A 15,419-nucleotide genomic window follows, 5' to 3' on the forward strand; every position below is an offset into this window, starting at 1 on the left:
CTGTAGTCTTTTCCCGTCAGTGCCCCCAGAAGGATCGCGACATCAAAGACGGTTCGAGCCATCGGCCCTGCGGTGTCTTGTGTGGCAGAGATCGGAATAATTCCCTTGCCGGAGAGTAGCCCGACGGTAGGCTTCAGCCCCACCAGACCACACGCCGCCGACGGCGAGAGAATGGAGCCATCGGTCTCAGTGCCGATTCCCGCCGCCGCAAAGCTGGCCGCAATCGCCGACCCTGTGCCCGAGCTCGACCCCGAGGGCGAGCGGTCTAGGGCATAGGGGTTGCGGGTCTGTCCACCGCGCCCACTCCAGCCACTCGATGAGTGCGTCGAGCGCATATTTGCCCACTCGCTCAGATTGGTCTTGCCTAAAATCACCGCCCCCGCTTTTCGGAGCGCGGTGACAATCGGCGCATCGGCTTTGACTTTTGCCCCCACCAGCGCCAGAGAGCCCGCCGTGGTCTGCATCTTGTCGAGCGTGGCAATATTGTCCTTGATCAGGATCGGTATTCCGTGCAGCGGCCCCAAGGGCTTGCCTGATGCCCGCAGAAGCTGCAAGCGCTCGGCCTCTTTGGAGGCATCCGGATTCAGCTCAATCACCGCCTTGAGCTTTGGGTTCCACTCCATCACCCGCGCTTGGTAGAGCTGAACGAGCTGCGGCTCGGTGTAACGATTGGCCTTCAGCGCCTGACGGAGCTGGGAGAGAGACATTTCTTCAAGTTCAAACGATGACATACGAAGATTTTACCTGACACCGCCCGTTAGAGGGGCGGTGCTGGAGAGCCTGTGGCTACAAAGGCCGTTCCGGCCATCCGGGTTTTATGCCCGGAACGGGCTTTGTAGCTTTAGCTCTCTAGTCCCCCCGCTCCAACCGGGGGGATAAAGAAATCCGCGTTGCGTTCGATAGCCGCCTTCCATTTTTCGGGCACATCGTCCACAGAAAAGATCGCCCCAACCGGGCACTCGGTCTCGCAGAGGCCGCAGTGGATGCACTCGTCAGGGTTGATGTAGAGCTGGGGATCATCGCCCTCGCCGCCATGAATGCAGTCCACCGGGCAGGCGGCCACACAGGACTTATCTTTGACCCCAATACAGGGATCGGCAATGACATAGAAGAGCTGATTTTTCATGACCTCAGGCTACCGTCGCCTTGCTAGCACTGTCCGTGACTTTTGTCATAGAATGGACTCTATGACCCGTGACGATGCCCTGCGGCGTGTGGGATTCCTGAAAGAGGCGCCCGAGGCGGCACGACGGGCGCTGGCAATGTCTGGCCATACCCAAACACTTACCGAAGGCGAGCTACTGTTTCTGGAGGCCACGCCCTCGCTTGGGTTGCTGGTCGTTCTGGAGGGGAGCCTGAAGGAGAGCAAGCTCGATGCACGAGGCCGCGAGCTAATCCTGGCGATCCATAAACCCGGCTCCAGTGTCGCGGAGCTGCCTCTTTTCGACGGCGGGAATCATCCGACACAGGCAAGCGCCCTCACCGAAAACACCCGCATTTTCCGCGTCCCACGGCCCGCTTTCGAGAGCATTCTTACCAACTATCCCGAGCTAGCACGTGCGGCTCTGCGTAGCCTCGCGATCCAGCAGCGCAAGCTCCTAGAGATGCTCAAAGCCCAAGCACTCCACACCGTCCGCGCAAGGCTTGCCGCCTACCTGCTCGCCCAAAATAGCGCGACGTTCTCACTGCCCGAGACCAACGAGAGCATCGCCGCTCAAGTGGGAACCGTCCGAGAAGTCATCTGCCGCACCCTCCACCAGCTCGCCGATCTGGGGCACATCGCGCTTACGGGCCGCACGATTGCCATTGTGAACCGAGAAGCGCTGGAAAAAATAGCATCAGGACATTAAAAACATGACGTTAAGCCCTGTTTCCGTCTCATCAAGCTTTTAGGTAGTATAAGGGGCATGGATACCACACTCCTTGCCCCCGACTGGCAGGCCGCTCTCAGCGCCGAGTTTGCTGCTCCGTACTTTACCGCCCTCACCGAGTTTGTCGCCGCTGAGCGTACTGCCCATCCTGGCGCGGTCTTTCCTGCCGAGGATGAGGTTCTCAATGCCCTGAAGTTCACCGCGCTTGCCGACGTGAAGGTCTTTATTCTGGGCCAAGACCCCTACCCGACCCGTGGCCACGCGCACGGGCTCGCGTTCTCGGTTCAGCCGACGGTCAAGCCGCTGCCGGCGTCGCTGCGCAATATCGTGAAAGAATTGGAGAGCGATCTAGGAATCGGCAAGCCCGCCAGCGGGAGCCTGATTCCCTGGGCCAAACAGGGAGTTCTGCTGCTCAATACCGTGCTCACGGTTCGGGAGGGCGAGGCCAACTCGCACCAGAAACGCGGCTGGGAGAAGTTCACCGATGCCGTGATCCGAGCCGTCAGCGATGCCAGCGTCGAGCCGGTGGTCTTTATCCTCTGGGGCAAGCCCGCCCAGAAAAAAGAGGCGCTGATTGACTCTAGCAAGCACACGGTCCTCAAGTCAGCACACCCCTCACCGCTCTCCGCTAGCACCGGTTTTTTTGGCAGCAAGCCCTTTTCCAAGACAAATGCCGCACTAAAAGCCGCCGGACGTGATGCGATAAACTGGAGCCTATGAACCGACGTCTTATCTTCGCTCAAGCAGCTGTGCTTCTGGCACTTGCCATTCCTTGTCGCGCCGCCGATATGATCTTTTTGGAGCTCAAAGGCATAAAGTTTGGGCAGATCAAAGGCGATGTGACCCAAAAAGGCCGCGAGGGAACGATTGCCTGCCTTAGCTTTGAGCAGGCGATTAGTGTGCGCTCAGGAGCCAACGCAGAGACGATGACAATTGTGATCCGAAAGCGGATCGATAAGAGTAGCCCTCTTTTGATTCAAGCTCTCGCGGAGAATCAGTCCCTCGAGGCACGTTTTAGGTTCTGGCGACCACAGATAAAAGCCGCAACCGGCGTTGGCTCCGAAGAGCAGTTCTACACGATTGATGGCAAAGTGGGACGCGTGCTCTCCGTCAAGATACTCAGCAACAATGAAGATAAACAGCCACCTCTTGAAGAGGTGACTCTGAGTTTTTCGGATCTCACTTGGACCTACAACGAAGGCGGAATTACCTACCAGATTAAGAAGTAAGCGTTGCGGAGAGAGAGCGAGCAGGGTAGAATTGGCCATGCCTTACGTGATTGCCGAGCCCTGCGTCGGCGTAAAAGACAAGTCCTGTGTTGCGGTCTGCCCGGTAGACTGCATTCATGGTGGCGACGACGACAACCAGCTCTTCATTGACCCGACTGAGTGTATTGACTGTGGCCTCTGCGAGCCGGAGTGTCCGGTAGACGCCATCTTCATGGATGACGAAGTGCCTGAAAAATGGTCGAGCTTCATCCAGCTAAACGCCGACTACTACAAAAAGTAGTCGCAACTTACTTCGATGCCGCTGACTGCCCGAATTCGGGTTCGGACGTATGAGCTAGACTCGTTCGGGCATGTCAACAATGCGGTCTATCTTCAGTACTTTGAAGAGGCTCGCTCGGAGTATCTCCTTCAGCTCGGCCTTTCTTTCGATGACTTTGCCCGCACCCAAACCCTGTTTGTGATCACCGAAGCAAGGGTGCGCTACGTCTCTTCTGCGCGTTATGGCGACGAGCTACTGATCACGGGGGAGATCGAGAGCGCTGGCCCGGCGACGGCTCTGTTTACCTACAAAGTCACCCGCAATGGTACCCTGATTGCCGAAGGGGAGACCCGTGGTGCCTTTCTCAGTGCCACCACAGGTCGCCCTATCCGAACCCCAGAGCCCTTTAAGAGTGCCTTCGCCCCAAAGACAAGCTAGTTGTTGCCCGCCAGCTCCGCCGCACGCGCACGCTTCTGCGCTTCTTTCACAAGCAGTGTACTTGCGCCTTGCAGTGCCGCCACCGAGGCGGCCTCCGTAAAGCGATCAAGGTTCTTCAGGTTGCCACTCAGGGCGTGGAGTGTGGCAGGTGTAGACTCCGCGGATGTGATCTTGAGCCGGTGCTCCAGAGCGAAAAAGTGTTTCCCTTGTGCTTCCAGCGCATCTGCATAGCCCTGGCGCACCACAGCAGGAGCAGACTTCGTGCTCTTGATAAGAGCCTTAAATGCCTGCTCCGCGAGTTCGGGCTTCTGCATTCGCTCTGCCGCTTGAGCATAGAGCCACACAAAGACCGGGTTCTGCCTATTTTTCTGAGCGAGTGCTCCCAGGCTCGAGAACGCTTCGTTGGCGCTATCGGGATCACCCAGGTGAAGAAAGTGCTGCGCGGCGAGGGCATCAGGGGAAGGCTTCGCAGACTTTACTCCAAGCTCAATCACGCGAGAAAAGTAGGTCTCAGCCTCAGCTTCAGAAGCATGTGCAGCCATGTTTGCTGCCAAAAATAGTCCCAGATGGCTGTCCTGAGGAAACTGCACGACGAGCTTCTGAAGAGCCTTCTCTGCCTGAACACTATCGCCCTTGCTCCAGAGCTGCCACGCACTCTGATAGCCCTCCATCGCACTCTTGGCGGGCTTGTTATCTGCCAAAGCGGGCATCGTGACCACACCTCCAGCTAGCACCAGAGCCACCATAAATCTATTGCGAACCTGCATTGAAGTTCCTCCAGGGTTTATCTTTGGTGGCTCTAGTCGAAGAAGACACTGAGTAAGTTACTAGGTTCCCCCCTAGCGTGCCTCGCCAAGCCGGGCTTTGATGGTCAGGGTGCGCCCTCCTCGCAGTGCCGTAAAGAGAATCGGATCGCCCGGACTCTTGCCACGCAGAAGGCGCTGCAGATCGAGATCTGTATTGATCGGAGAGCTGCCAAGCTTGGTCAGAATGTCACCCGGCCGTAGCCCTGCCTGGGCCGCAGGGCCACTGGGATCAAGTCTTGCAATGACAACGCCACGGGAGACAGGAAGCTGGTAGGTACGGGCCACTTGCTCCGTCAGTCCCACGTACTCAATTCCGAGGTAGGTTCGGCGCACATCCGCTCCCGCAATAATCTTCTGGGCGTAGCTCTGCGCCACTTTAATGGGAATCGCCAGCCCGAGCCCCTCCGCGCTATCCGCACGTAACACCGCCGTATTGATACCAATCACCCGTCCCTGAGAGTCAAGCAGTGGCCCGCCAGAGTTCCCTGGGTTGATCGCCGCATCGGTCTGGATAAAGCCCTGCTCCTGGCGCTCACTCAGCCGACGGTTGGTTGCGGAGACGATCCCTGTGGTGACGGTCTGCTCCAGCCCGAGCGGGTTGCCAATCGCAATCGTGGTCTGTCCCACTTCCAGCCGATCCGAGTCTCCGAGCGGCGCAGCAGGGAGCGGCTTAGGCGACGAGACCTTTACCACCGCGATATCAATCTCACGGAACGCCCCCAGCACACGGCCCGTCAGCTCGGTGGTACTCTTGAAGCGCACCCCTACTCTCGTGCTCCGCCCCACCACGTGGGCGTTCGTCAAGATCAGCCCCTGCTTGCCGTCTATGACCACGCCGGTGCCCAAGCCACTCTCCGTCTGGATCAGCACCACAGCAGGCGAGACGGACTTCACAACCCGAATAACATTTTGTTCATCGGTGCTCTTTGCCACAGCGGCTTGTGCTTTCACGGGAGCTGAGAACGAAGTCTTCCCTCCCCAAAAGCCCAGTCCTGCCCCAAATCCCGCTCCAAGGCCAAGGGAGCAAACGCCAAAAGTGGCCAGTTTTTTTGCAAACTCTCTCATGCCTATTTATACGAGTGAGAAGCGAAAAAAATTCCCATTGTCAGCGCAGTGACGACGGTAAGTAGCGTCGTAGAAGCGCCGCGCGGGCCAGCCCTAGCCGGGAGCCACTGCCACTGCCCAGCTCTAAAAGTGCCTCCGCAAACTCCGTAGGCGCAAGAGGCTCCGTGAGGGCAAGTACGCCTGCGAGTCGCCGGTGGGAGAGAAGCTCCAGTGCCTCACTCTCGTCGAGTAGCTCTGCCTCACAAATCCGCTCAGCGGCCTGCTCCCAGCTCGTGCGCAGGCTGTAGGGGTGACGCACCAGAAGCCGCTCACGGGCAGACTGCTCAGCGGCAATGAGCACTTGCGCCGCCCCTTGAACACTACGGACAAAGAGCAAGGGGTCGTTCTCAGGGCGGTAGGTGATCTCGTGGCTGATCTGGTAGAGTGCGCCGGTGGGAAGAGAGCCCTCACCATGCACACCACGGATCGTCCCACCGAGCAGGCAGACCGCCTCTTTCTGGGGCTCTAGCTCTTTGAGGAGTGTCAGAGCAGGCAAGTGCAGCAAGACCGAGAGCCGCAGTCCCGTTCCGACATTGGCCAGCGAGGTCGTCAAGAATCCCAAGCGATCGTCCCAGGCCAGCTCCAGTCCGCGCGCCAGAAGCCGCTCCGCCGCGCTTACCCGCTCAAAGACTTTTTGTGGCTCACAGCCGGGCGCAAGAGCTTGGAGGCGCAGATGATCCTCTTCATTGACGAGAATCGAGAACGAGCCATCTGTGGCCAGCAGTGCCCAGCGGCCTGGCGTACCATCCGCCATCACGGGGGAGATGCGCTGCGCTGCCACTAAGGCTAGGCGCTGGTTTTTCTCCAGTTTTTCCAGCTCATAAGGCTTAAGCAGGGCCAGCTCCCCCGCCTTTGCTGCCTCCCGCACAAGCTGCGCCACCCGCTTACGCTCTGTTATCGTTGCCCGGTGGGGAAACGGAAACTCTGCCAGATTTCGTGCCAGCCTCGCCCGTGTCGAGACCGCGATCTCCCGCTCCGCCCCCTCTTGCCCCAGCCAGTCAAAACTCACGGAGTATTATAATCCCCTTTCCGATTTAGCGCCCCAGTGGGGAGTCTCTGGCGGTATAATTCTTTCGCGTCACTATGCTCACGGAACTCTCTGTCGAAAACTTTGCTCTGGTCGAGCGGGTGCGGCTTCGCTTTGGAGCCGGACTGAACTTGCTCACCGGAGAGACCGGTGCGGGCAAGTCTATCTTGCTTGATGCACTCGGGATGGTGCTTGGGGAGCGCACGAGCGCCGACTCGGTGCGCCACGGTGCCGATAAAGCCCGCGTCGAGGCGGTCTTCACGATGACGGCTGGCGACCCGCGCCTCACACCGGCTCTGGAAACCACGGGAATCGAGCCTGAAGACGGTCTGCTGATTCTCTCGCGGGAGCTGAGCGCCACGGGAAAGAGCAATGCTCGGATCAATGGGCGCACCGTGACCGTGGCGACCCTCAAGGTCATCGGGGATGCGCTAGTGGACATCCATGGCCAGCACGAGCACCAGTCGCTGATGGTGGTGGAGCGCCATGTGGAGCTGCTCGATGCCTGGTGCGGCCCGGAGACGGAAGTACTAAGAGCATCGGTCGCAGCAGCCTGGGATAGCTATGCCGCTGCCCGTGACGAGCGTGAGGCGCTTCTGCGTGAGGCCCGTGAGCGTGCCCGTAATCTCGATCTGTACTCCTACCAGCGCGATGAGATAGATGTGGCGGCTCTTATTCCTGGAGAAGACGACGAGCTCTTGGCCGAGAAACTGCGCCTTGGGAGCGCCGAGCGTCTTCATGCAGCATCATCGGCGGCGTACGGTGCCCTGCAAGGCGGTGCGCTAGACGGGCTCTCGCAGGCCGTCCGAGAGATCGAGCGGGCGCAAAAATTCGATGAGGGACTCTCCAGTATTCTAGAGTCGCTTAATAGCGCCCTCTACGCCGCTGATGATGCCATGCGAGAAGTGCGGAGCTACCGAGACTCCGTCGAGTTCAACCCGAATCGCCTCACCCAAATCGAAGATCGCCTCGACACGCTCAAGAGCCTCAAGCGCAAGTACGGGGAGAGTACCGCCGATATTCTCCGCTACCGCGAGGAAATCGGGCAGAAGCTGAGCACTCTCGAAAACGCCGAGGAGCGCCTGGCAGAGCTGGAAGCGCTGGAGAAAGCCGCCTTTGCGGAGGTGGAGAAACGCGCCGCGGTGCTGACCAAGGCCCGCAAGAAAGCCGCTGAGCCCTTTGCCAAAGGGATTCAGAATGAGCTAAAAGACCTCGCGATGGCGGCCACCCGGTTTGCCGTCTCAATTGAGCCACGCGAGCCCGGCCCTGGCGGTGCGGATGCCTTAGAGTTTCTGATCTCTCCCAACCCCGGCGAGCCGCTCAAGCCGCTCGCTAAGATCGCCTCGGGAGGAGAGCTATCTCGCGTCATGCTCGCGCTGAAGTCCGTCATGAGTAAGCATGTCGCTCCGCCAACTCTAGTCTTTGATGAGATTGACACGGGCATCGGAGGACGAACCGCCACGACCCTTGCCGAGAAGCTTCACACACTCGGAAAGTCCGCCCAGACCCTCTGCATCACCCATCTTCCCCAGATCGCGGCCCGTGGCGATGCCCACTTCTTTATTGAAAAGCGCACCGAAAAAGGCCGCACCACGGTCAGCGTAGTCGCCTTAGACGGCGAGTCCCGCGTGCAGGAGCTTGCGCGCATGCTAGGCGGTAACGGCTCCGAGACGGTTCTCGCCCACGCCCGCGAGATGCTAGGAAAGCTCTAGTTCCACTCGATTAGAAGCTGGATTCGCCCGACGGCACGCCAGCTATCGAGCAAGCGCCAGGCTTCCGTGGGGTCGGGGTCGGCGCTGGCTCCGAAGAAACCTTGACGGGCCAGAGACGCGACGATGCGCTCGGGCTCTCCCGTGAGAATATCGCCGCTGGGAGTGACGACACGCACGATGCGGCGCGGGGGGAGCGGGCGACTCTTAATATCGGGACGCTTTCCGCGACGCGGCGCATGGATCAGAAGTAGCTCGACCATTAAGATACCGATCAGGAGCACGGGAATCAGAGCGATCCAGAAAGCGGCCACTCCCCTCCCCTATCCTTTCTGGCTACGCTTGGCCCACAGATCGCCCAGAGCAGATAAAGGGGTCGAGGTAACCACGACGGCTTCTAGCTCCTCTTCGGGCACGGAGACGCCGTTGGAGCACCCCCCGGCACACAGCGGCTGAAGCGGGGCGGCAAGCAGCAGGTTCTGACGCAGCAAGTCCCCGACATTGAGAATATTTCCATCCACTACCGAAGCCTCGACGTTCTCATCCACGATCTTCACCTCGCCTTGAGCATAGGCCGTGTTCTCGGGGATCAGGTCCAGGGACTCCTCAATCTCAGTCTCCACCTGCTGCTGGGTCGGGCTGAGGCAGCGAGTGCACTCCATCTCCAGGGTAGCGGTGACACTTCCGTTAAGCAACAAAGCGGCTCCGGTATTATTCAAGACGAGAGTTCCCGTAACGGGGGTCACGGCTCCTAAATCGTCAATCGCTCCCGCAGGAATATCAAAACGGTGGGTGTAGCGCATCCCGGGCGTCCTTGCCAGGGTGCCAATATCAAGGAGAAGTTCGGTGGGGCCTGGCACCCCAATCGCCAGGCCATTTCCTCCACGAGCATGGGGCTTACTGCCCTTAGGGTCCGCCGAGACGACTCCGCCTTCGCCTGGGTCATCGTCAATATGATACGCAAATCTAGACATACGCACTCATCTTATCGCCCCCAAGCACCGACATGCTAAACTTTAGCGGCGAACGGCGCTGGCCAGACGCTCATTTTCCTGGGTGGTGCGCTCCAGAAGCTGACGGCCGCGCTGCACCTGACTGCGTAAACCGCCGATCTTCTGCTCCACGCCCATCACGAGGTTATCGAGCTGCTGCTCCACGGTTGCCAGCACTTCACGCGCATAGTTGTCCGAGTCGCGGCGCATCTCCTGGGCGTAGCGCTCTGCCTCAGCGCGTAGCTCACGAACATAGCGCTCCGCTTCCGTACGGTGGGTATCAGCATCGGCACGGGCTTCCCGGCGGAGCACCTCGGCATCAGCTTCGGCCCCACTGGTGATCGAGCGTGCTTGGGAGTTGGCCTGCTCCATGATCACCGTGTTCTGAACCATCGCCTCAGCTTTACGGCGTGCCTCGTCGAGAATCTTGGCCGCTTCCTGGCGTCCTAGCTCGATGGTCTGCTCTGCATCGCGTCGCCCCGAAGCACGCGCCTGATCGGCTTGTACGTGGGCTGCCTCCAGAAACTGCCGTGCATTAGTCTGGGCACCGCTCAGCTCCTGCTCCGCAACAGAGCGGGCATTATGAAGCTGCTCCTGCGCCTCAAACTCAGCCTTTTCTAGGACGCGATCTGCTCCCTCGGCGATAAGGCCCGCCTTGCGCAGATCCTCCGGCAACGAGGCGCGGACTTTCTGTACAAGCATGTAGAACTCATCATGGTTAAACCGTGAGAAGCCCATCACGACTGTCGAGTTATCAATAAGCGCCTCCAGGCGCTCCAAACACTTCAGCGTATCTATGAGGATAACGCTCCTTCCCGTAGAAATCGGGTTTTCAACGCACGCTGCACCGGTTCAGGTGCTAGCGCGGATATGTCGCCACCCAGGCGTGCAATCTCTTTCACAATCGAAGACGAGAGATAGAGATACTCCGCACTCGTCATCAAAAAATAGGTCTCAATATCGGGTGCCATCTGCCGGTTGGCCAGCGCGATCTGGAACTCAAACTCAAAGTCAGAGACAGCCCGCAGGCCACGCACAATGACATGAGAGCCTTGCTCACGAACAAAGTTCACCAGCAATCCGTCGAAGCTCGTCACTTCAACATTGGGTAGCGACGTCACACACTCGCGGAGAGTTGCGATGCGCTCTTCCGGCGTAAACAAGACGTTCTTGCTGGAGTTTCGTCCGACCGCGACTAAGAGACGGTCGAAGGTTCCTGCGGCACGCTCGATAATATCAAGGTGGCCGTTGGTTGCTGGGTCAAAAGACCCTGGGTAAACTGCCGTGATAGGTTGGCTCACGATAGGCCATTCTACCGCAATTTTAAGAGTTTTTTACAATATTTGAACCCTTCATAAAAAAGAAGGAACCAAATTGCTATGAAACGAAACACGAACTCTCTTCTGCGCGGCGTCCAGGTTGCTGCCCCCTGCCATGAAAGCTGGGACGCCATGCCCGGCACCGACCAAGTCCGCTCCTGCGAGCGCTGCCAGCACAAGGTCTACAACCTCTCCGAAATGAGTGCCTCCGAAGCGGAAGCGCTGATCCGGGGCGCTGAGGGCCGCCTCTGTGTGCGCTTCTATCGCCGCGCCGATGGCACCGTGATGACCAAAGACTGCCCCGTGGGCACCAAGGCAATCCGCCAGAAACGAATCGCACAGACCGTCGCCGGGGTCGCCGCCGCCGTCGGAAGCGCCGCCGCGCTTCTTCGTCCACAGCCAGAGTCTCAGCCCGTCCTGAGCGCCCCCCTGCCCCTTACCGTCATCCAGAGCACACCGGAGCCGATCCAAGGCAACGTGATATTACAGCAGGCGGAAATGGGAGACATTGCCATTTCTAACCCGAAGACGCTCAACCGGAAATAGATTCGTGAAAACGGTATCATAGGGGCATGAGTGTTCTGGAAGCCGATGCCCCTCTTCTTGCGCAGGAATCAAGCCCTGTGCATGCCCCCCTTAAGGTCGCCACGGCCAGCGCTGTCCTACGCGATCTTTTTATCGTCACCTGGAGCGCCCCTATGGAGAAGCTTCAGGCTCTGGTTCCGCCGGGCACCACGCTGGAGCGCTTGCCCCGTAGCGACGGCCAGCTTGTCGGGTTTGTCCAGGTGATCTTTGCCCTCCGTGAGAACGCCCGCTGGTCGCCGCTCCCGAGCCAGCTGGGGGAAGACTACCAGGAAGCAACTCTGCAGGTGCTGACCCGCACCGAGAACGAGCGCAGCGCCGCGGTGATCAAGCACTTTGTTAGCAGCACGACTATCGCGACTAGTCTCTTACCCTTCAGTCGGGTTGCGGAAGAGAGCCGGTTCAGTGTCTATGTCGCCGGTGACCCCGCCCGCCAGACTTTCGAGCGTCTCGGGGTAAAAGTGACCACCCATGCGGTCCAGCTCCATCTTCGTGCAGAGTGCGCGGAGACTCCTGAGGCAACCATGATCGGCTCGTGGCATGAGTCCGTGCGGTTTCTCACGCGGCTGGAGAGACAGCTTCATCCCGCGCGGCTCTCCAAAGACGGCCAGAGTCTCTTTCGCACGCAGCACCCACCACTCTCCCCTCGTGCCGCGACACTTACCCACCAGGTCGTTCGGCCCTTCGATGACTTAGAGCTCGGCGAGCCGCTTTTGGCGCTCTACCAGGCAGAGCTTCCCGTGACCAACCTGCCGATCAAACAAAAGTAACACGCACACCCTCCAGCGCCTGCTCCAGCCGCCTGCCCAGCTCCCATGCGCCGGGGTTTTCCGTGGCGTGGTGCCCCGCGTCAATCAGCAGGAACCCCTGCTCAGCGGCGGCGACAAACTCGTGGTGCCGGATGTCGCCGGTTACCAGTGCATCGGCTCCGGCGCCTAGCGCTTCGGTGATCAGCTCCGCTCCTGCCCCGCCACAGACCGCGACACTCTGGACGGCCAGCGCCCGTGTGGGAGTCAGTGTGCGCGGCGCAATCCCTAGAACATTGCCCAGCTTGTTGAGAAAGTCTGTGGCCGTCAGTGGCTCCGGCAAGAGTCCCACCCGCCCGATCCCATCGCCACTGAGGGGGCTGGTGACACGCAACACTTTCACCTCGGTCAGTCCCAGAAGCCCCGCTAGGACATCGTTGATCCCGCCTGTGGCGACGTCCCAGTTGGTGTGGGCACAGGCAACCGCGATCCCATGACGCGCACAGGCCAGCACGACACTGCCCGGATGCGGCTCCGAAGCGAGCAGTGTTTTGGCAGGCTGGTAGATCAGCGGGTGGTGCGCGATTATCAAGCTCGCCCCGACTTTCTGCGCCGTCTCCACAGCCCGCTGCGTCACATCAAGGCACGCAACAATTCCCGTCAGCGGCGCTTTGAAATCCCCAATCAGCAGGCCGCGCGGGTCACTTCCCAGCGCAAGCCCGGGCGGGGCGAGCTGATCCAGCGCCACTAAGGCATCACGAATTGTCAGCATCTTAATAGCTCAAAAGAGTCGTGATCTCGCGTCCTACCAGCTTGCTACGGCCCTCTAAAAAGCCCAGCTCCACAAAGAAAGCAAACCCCACGGTCGCGCCACCGAGCTTCTCCACAAGCTGTCCCGCCGCCACAGCAGTCCCGCCGGTCGCCAGAACATCGTCCACAACGACCACGCGCTGACCGGGCTTGATCGCATCTACATGGGCCTCCAGCGCCGCCGTCCCGTACTCCAGTGCGTACTCCTGCGAAACCGTATGGTAGGGCAGCTTCCCTACTTTACGAAACGGTACAAACCCGACTCCGAGCTCATGGGCGATAGGTGCCCCAAAGAGAAACCCCCGCGACTCAATCCCCACAATCACATCGGGCTTGAGGCGCTTGATGTCCTCGGAGAGCGCGGCGATGACCTCGGCAAAGGCCACGGGGTCGGCCAGAACGGGGGTAATGTCTTTGAACATGATTCCGGGTTGCGGAAAATCGGGGATGTCACGAATGAGGGTTGCGGCTTTCATGGCTTCATTCTACACCAAGAACAGAAAAGGCCAGAGGCAGACGCCTCTGGCCTTCGTTCAAAAGACCTTTGTCTAGTCCTCAGCCTTCTTGCTGGCGTCGAGATACTCTACCGTCTTGACCAGATCGCCCTCGCGTAGCTCGATCAGCTTGACGCCCTGGGTCGAGCGGCTCTGGGTAGTCTTGATCTCGCTGACCTTCACCCGAATTCCGGTGCCATGCTCAGTGACGATCATCAGGCGAAGATTTTCCTCGCCCTCACGCGGGACGACGCAGGAGGCGATGAGATGCCCGGTGCGCGCCGTGATGTCCATCGTCTTGAGCCCCTTACCCCCACGTCCCTGGGTTTTGTAGGCCGCCATCGACGTGCGCTTGCCCAGGCCATTGGCTCCCACGACCAGCAGATCGGAGTCGTCGGAGGCGATGTCCATGGCGACCACGCGGTCTTCTTCACCGTCTAAGACAATTCCGCGAACACCACCCGAGGCACGACCACTAGCGCGAACATCGGACTCTTTAAAGCGAATCGCCATTCCCTTGATCGTGGTCAGGACGATATTCTGCTCGCCGTCGGTCATCTTCACCCAGTTGAGCTGATCGCCCTCGTTCATGTCGAATGTCACGAGGCCATTGGCGCGTAGGTTGGCAAACTCTGCAATACGAGTGCGCTTGATCTCGCCGCGCACCGTTCCCATGAAGAAGTACCCCTCGGCGTTCTTGAGGTTGCGGATCGGCACGGTCGCCGTGATGCGCTCGTCGGGGAGGATCTGGATCAGGTTGATCACCGCCATCCCCATCGCCGTACGGCTGGCTTCCGGCACTTCGAAGGCTTTTAGGCGGTAGACACGGCCCCGGTCGGTGAAGAAGAGAATATAGTCGTGCGTTGATGCGACAAAGAGATGCTCGAAGCCGTCTTCTTCTTTCGTCTTGCCCGCAATCCGGCCCTTACCACCACGGCCTTGGGTCGGGAAGGTGTCCATTTTCAGACGACGGATATAGCCATCACGGGTGATCGTGATCAGCATCTCCTCGTTGGCGATCAGGTCCTCAAGGTTGATCTCCTCCGCCTCGGTCTTCTCAATCACCGTCTTACGAGCATCGCCGAACTTGTCTTTGAGGTACTTCAGGTCGGCCTTGATCATTGCATTGACCCGGCGCGGATCCACGAGAATATCTTCGAGGCGTGCGATCTCTTTGAGGATCTCTTTGTACTCCGCCTCGATCTTGTCCTGCTCCAGCCCCGTCAGGCTACGGAGCTGCATGCTCAAGATGGCCTCAGTCTGGATTCCCGTGAAGCTGAAGCGCTCGATCAGGCTCTGGCGTGCGACTTCCGTGCTCCGTGAGCGGCGGATGATCGCGATCACCTCGTCGAGGTTCTGCACCGCGATCTGGTAGCCCTCTAGGATATGGGCGCGTGCCTTGGCGCGGGCCAGCTCAAAGCGGGTGCGACGGGTGATAATAATCCGTCGGTGGTCAATGTACTCCTGGAGAATCCCCTTGAGCCCCAGCAGCTTCGGGCCACGTCCATTGTCCACAAGCGAGAGCAGGATCACACCAAAGTTGAGGCGCATCGGCGTGTGCTTGAACAGATAGTTGAGCACTTTCTGGGGCAGCACATCGCGGCGTAGCTCGATAACCACGCGCATTCCGCTCTTATCGGTGTAGTCGTTGACCGCGGTGATTCCCTCGACTTTTTTCTCACGGGCGAGCAGACCAATCTGCTCGATCAGCTTGCTCTTGATCACCTGGTAGGGCAGCTCGGTGATAATAATCGCGGTCTTATTATTGTCCATCTGCTCAAAGTGGACTTTAGCCTGCATGGTCACCGAGCCACGCCCGGTCTCGTAGGCCGAGCGGGTGCCCTTCTGGCCTAGAATCAGCCCCGCCGTGGGGAAGTCGGGGCCGGGGATGAAGGCCATCAGCTCTTCCGTCGTGGCCTCCGGGTTCTCTAGGAGATGCGTGATCCCGTTACAGACTTCGGTGAGGTTGTGGGGCGGCATGTTGGTTGCCATACCCACCGCAATCCCCGTCGAGCCATTGCAGATTAAGTTAG

The 15,419-nt window shown here is 59.4% G+C and carries 20 protein-coding genes; 8 read left to right on the plus strand and 12 right to left on the minus strand.

What is annotated here, in order from left to right; translation table 11 throughout:
* Both AC1XOS_RS10595 and AC1XOS_RS10600 read right to left on the minus strand, forming a co-directional pair.
* A partial coding sequence (locus AC1XOS_RS10595; RefSeq protein ID WP_481962195.1) for an amidase family protein occupies positions 1 to 731 on the minus strand: 731 nt, incomplete at its 3' end.
* A gap of 110 nt (positions 732 to 841) precedes the next feature.
* Positions 842 to 1,126 carry a 4Fe-4S dicluster domain-containing protein gene (locus AC1XOS_RS10600; RefSeq protein ID WP_481962196.1) on the minus strand — a complete coding sequence of 95 codons (285 nt, stop codon included), beginning with the start codon at positions 1,124 to 1,126 and terminating at the stop codon, positions 842 to 844.
* Between the two features lie 61 nt (positions 1,127 to 1,187).
* Between AC1XOS_RS10600 and AC1XOS_RS10605 the strand changes: the two genes are divergently transcribed.
* From AC1XOS_RS10605 to AC1XOS_RS10625, 5 genes are read left to right on the plus strand one after another with little or no spacing between them, the layout of a single operon-like run.
* The gene (locus AC1XOS_RS10605; RefSeq protein WP_481962197.1) at positions 1,188 to 1,850 is read left to right on the plus strand and encodes a Crp/Fnr family transcriptional regulator; all 663 of its coding nucleotides are present in this window, start codon (positions 1,188 to 1,190) and stop codon (positions 1,848 to 1,850) included.
* Positions 1,851 to 1,907: 57 nt separating this feature from the next.
* A complete protein-coding gene (locus tag AC1XOS_RS10610; protein ID WP_481962198.1) occupies positions 1,908 to 2,591 on the plus strand; it encodes a uracil-DNA glycosylase in 684 nt (227 codons plus the stop codon).
* The gene (locus AC1XOS_RS10615; protein WP_481962199.1) at positions 2,588 to 3,100 is read left to right on the plus strand and encodes an Hcp family type VI secretion system effector; all 513 of its coding nucleotides are present in this window, start codon (positions 2,588 to 2,590) and stop codon (positions 3,098 to 3,100) included. The genes AC1XOS_RS10610 and AC1XOS_RS10615 overlap by 4 nt, the downstream gene beginning before the upstream one ends.
* 37 nt (positions 3,101 to 3,137) lie before the next feature.
* Positions 3,138 to 3,380: a 4Fe-4S dicluster domain-containing protein gene (locus AC1XOS_RS10620; protein WP_309713127.1), complete on the plus strand. Its 243-nt coding sequence runs from the start codon at positions 3,138 to 3,140 to the stop codon at positions 3,378 to 3,380.
* A gap of 15 nt (positions 3,381 to 3,395) precedes the next feature.
* Positions 3,396 to 3,797, plus strand: coding sequence for an acyl-CoA thioesterase (locus tag AC1XOS_RS10625; protein WP_481962200.1), 402 nt, complete (start codon positions 3,396 to 3,398; stop codon positions 3,795 to 3,797).
* Here AC1XOS_RS10625 and AC1XOS_RS10630 read toward each other — a convergent pair.
* The 3 genes from AC1XOS_RS10630 to AC1XOS_RS10640 form a co-directional block, all read right to left on the minus strand.
* Positions 3,794 to 4,564 (minus strand): hypothetical protein, encoded by a 771-nt coding sequence (locus AC1XOS_RS10630; RefSeq protein WP_481962201.1) that lies wholly within the window; start codon positions 4,562 to 4,564, stop codon positions 3,794 to 3,796. The genes AC1XOS_RS10625 and AC1XOS_RS10630 overlap by 4 nt on opposite strands.
* 72 nt (positions 4,565 to 4,636) lie before the next feature.
* Positions 4,637 to 5,668, minus strand: a complete 1,032-nt coding sequence (locus tag AC1XOS_RS10635) for a S1C family serine protease (protein WP_481962202.1) — start codon at positions 5,666 to 5,668, stop codon at positions 4,637 to 4,639.
* Positions 5,669 to 5,708: 40 nt separating this feature from the next.
* On the minus strand, positions 5,709 to 6,716 hold the full coding sequence (locus AC1XOS_RS10640; protein WP_481962203.1) for a hypothetical protein: 1,008 nt from the start codon (positions 6,714 to 6,716) through the stop codon (positions 5,709 to 5,711).
* Between the two features lie 74 nt (positions 6,717 to 6,790).
* Between AC1XOS_RS10640 and recN the strand changes: the two genes are divergently transcribed.
* Positions 6,791 to 8,446: a DNA repair protein RecN gene (gene recN, locus AC1XOS_RS10645; RefSeq protein ID WP_481962204.1), complete on the plus strand. Its 1,656-nt coding sequence runs from the start codon at positions 6,791 to 6,793 to the stop codon at positions 8,444 to 8,446.
* Here recN and AC1XOS_RS10650 read toward each other — a convergent pair.
* The 4 genes from AC1XOS_RS10650 to coaD are packed head-to-tail and all read right to left on the minus strand — an operon-like array spanning position 8,443 to position 10,736.
* The gene (locus AC1XOS_RS10650; protein WP_481962205.1) at positions 8,443 to 8,757 is read right to left on the minus strand and encodes a hypothetical protein; all 315 of its coding nucleotides are present in this window, start codon (positions 8,755 to 8,757) and stop codon (positions 8,443 to 8,445) included. The genes recN and AC1XOS_RS10650 overlap by 4 nt on opposite strands.
* A 9-nt stretch (positions 8,758 to 8,766) precedes the next feature.
* Entirely contained in the window at positions 8,767 to 9,417 is a 651-nt protein-coding gene (locus AC1XOS_RS10655; RefSeq protein WP_481962206.1) for a YceD family protein, read from the minus strand.
* 42 nt (positions 9,418 to 9,459) lie between these two features.
* Positions 9,460 to 10,215 (minus strand): hypothetical protein, encoded by a 756-nt coding sequence (locus tag AC1XOS_RS10660; RefSeq protein WP_481962207.1) that lies wholly within the window; start codon positions 10,213 to 10,215, stop codon positions 9,460 to 9,462.
* Positions 10,216 to 10,229: 14 nt separating this feature from the next.
* The gene (gene coaD / locus AC1XOS_RS10665; protein ID WP_481962208.1) at positions 10,230 to 10,736 is read right to left on the minus strand and encodes a pantetheine-phosphate adenylyltransferase; all 507 of its coding nucleotides are present in this window, start codon (positions 10,734 to 10,736) and stop codon (positions 10,230 to 10,232) included.
* Positions 10,737 to 10,814: 78 nt separating this feature from the next.
* Here coaD and AC1XOS_RS10670 point away from each other — a divergent pair, with 78 nt between their 5' ends.
* Together AC1XOS_RS10670 and AC1XOS_RS10675 are read left to right on the plus strand one after the other, a co-directional pair.
* Positions 10,815 to 11,300: a hypothetical protein gene (locus tag AC1XOS_RS10670; RefSeq protein WP_481962209.1), complete on the plus strand. Its 486-nt coding sequence runs from the start codon at positions 10,815 to 10,817 to the stop codon at positions 11,298 to 11,300.
* Between the two features lie 26 nt (positions 11,301 to 11,326).
* Complete coding sequence (locus AC1XOS_RS10675; RefSeq protein WP_481962210.1) at positions 11,327 to 12,106, plus strand: hypothetical protein; 780 nt, start codon at positions 11,327 to 11,329, stop codon at positions 12,104 to 12,106.
* Here the strand turns inward: AC1XOS_RS10675 and AC1XOS_RS10680 are convergent.
* From AC1XOS_RS10680 to AC1XOS_RS10690, 3 genes are all read right to left on the minus strand, one after another.
* Positions 12,093 to 12,854, minus strand: a complete 762-nt coding sequence (locus AC1XOS_RS10680) for a Nif3-like dinuclear metal center hexameric protein (protein ID WP_481962211.1) — start codon at positions 12,852 to 12,854, stop codon at positions 12,093 to 12,095. The genes AC1XOS_RS10675 and AC1XOS_RS10680 overlap by 14 nt on opposite strands.
* A 1-nt stretch (position 12,855) precedes the next feature.
* Positions 12,856 to 13,368 (minus strand): adenine phosphoribosyltransferase, encoded by a 513-nt coding sequence (locus AC1XOS_RS10685; protein WP_481962212.1) that lies wholly within the window; start codon positions 13,366 to 13,368, stop codon positions 12,856 to 12,858.
* Between the two features lie 72 nt (positions 13,369 to 13,440).
* On the minus strand, positions 13,441 to 15,419 hold a 1,979-nt coding region (locus tag AC1XOS_RS10690; protein WP_481962213.1), incomplete at its 5' end, for a DNA gyrase subunit A.

The organism is Armatimonas sp. (genome assembly GCF_964826245.1).

Coding starts and splice junctions, on each gene's coding strand:
- AC1XOS_RS10600 (WP_481962196.1), bottom strand. CDS start 1,126: ATGAAAAATCAGCTCTTCTATGTCATTGCCGATCCCTGTATTGGGGTC.
- AC1XOS_RS10605 (WP_481962197.1), top strand. CDS start 1,188: ATGACCCGTGACGATGCCCTGCGGCGTGTGGGATTCCTGAAAGAGGCG.
- AC1XOS_RS10610 (WP_481962198.1), top strand. CDS start 1,908: ATGGATACCACACTCCTTGCCCCCGACTGGCAGGCCGCTCTCAGCGCC.
- AC1XOS_RS10615 (WP_481962199.1), top strand. CDS start 2,588: ATGAACCGACGTCTTATCTTCGCTCAAGCAGCTGTGCTTCTGGCACTT.
- AC1XOS_RS10620 (WP_309713127.1), top strand. CDS start 3,138: ATGCCTTACGTGATTGCCGAGCCCTGCGTCGGCGTAAAAGACAAGTCC.
- AC1XOS_RS10625 (WP_481962200.1), top strand. CDS start 3,396: ATGCCGCTGACTGCCCGAATTCGGGTTCGGACGTATGAGCTAGACTCG.
- AC1XOS_RS10630 (WP_481962201.1), bottom strand. CDS start 4,564: ATGCAGGTTCGCAATAGATTTATGGTGGCTCTGGTGCTAGCTGGAGGT.
- AC1XOS_RS10635 (WP_481962202.1), bottom strand. CDS start 5,668: ATGAGAGAGTTTGCAAAAAAACTGGCCACTTTTGGCGTTTGCTCCCTT.
- recN (WP_481962204.1), top strand. CDS start 6,791: ATGCTCACGGAACTCTCTGTCGAAAACTTTGCTCTGGTCGAGCGGGTG.
- AC1XOS_RS10655 (WP_481962206.1), bottom strand. CDS start 9,417: ATGTCTAGATTTGCGTATCATATTGACGATGACCCAGGCGAAGGCGGA.
- AC1XOS_RS10670 (WP_481962209.1), top strand. CDS start 10,815: ATGAAACGAAACACGAACTCTCTTCTGCGCGGCGTCCAGGTTGCTGCC.
- AC1XOS_RS10675 (WP_481962210.1), top strand. CDS start 11,327: ATGAGTGTTCTGGAAGCCGATGCCCCTCTTCTTGCGCAGGAATCAAGC.
- AC1XOS_RS10680 (WP_481962211.1), bottom strand. CDS start 12,854: ATGCTGACAATTCGTGATGCCTTAGTGGCGCTGGATCAGCTCGCCCCG.
- AC1XOS_RS10685 (WP_481962212.1), bottom strand. CDS start 13,368: ATGAAAGCCGCAACCCTCATTCGTGACATCCCCGATTTTCCGCAACCC.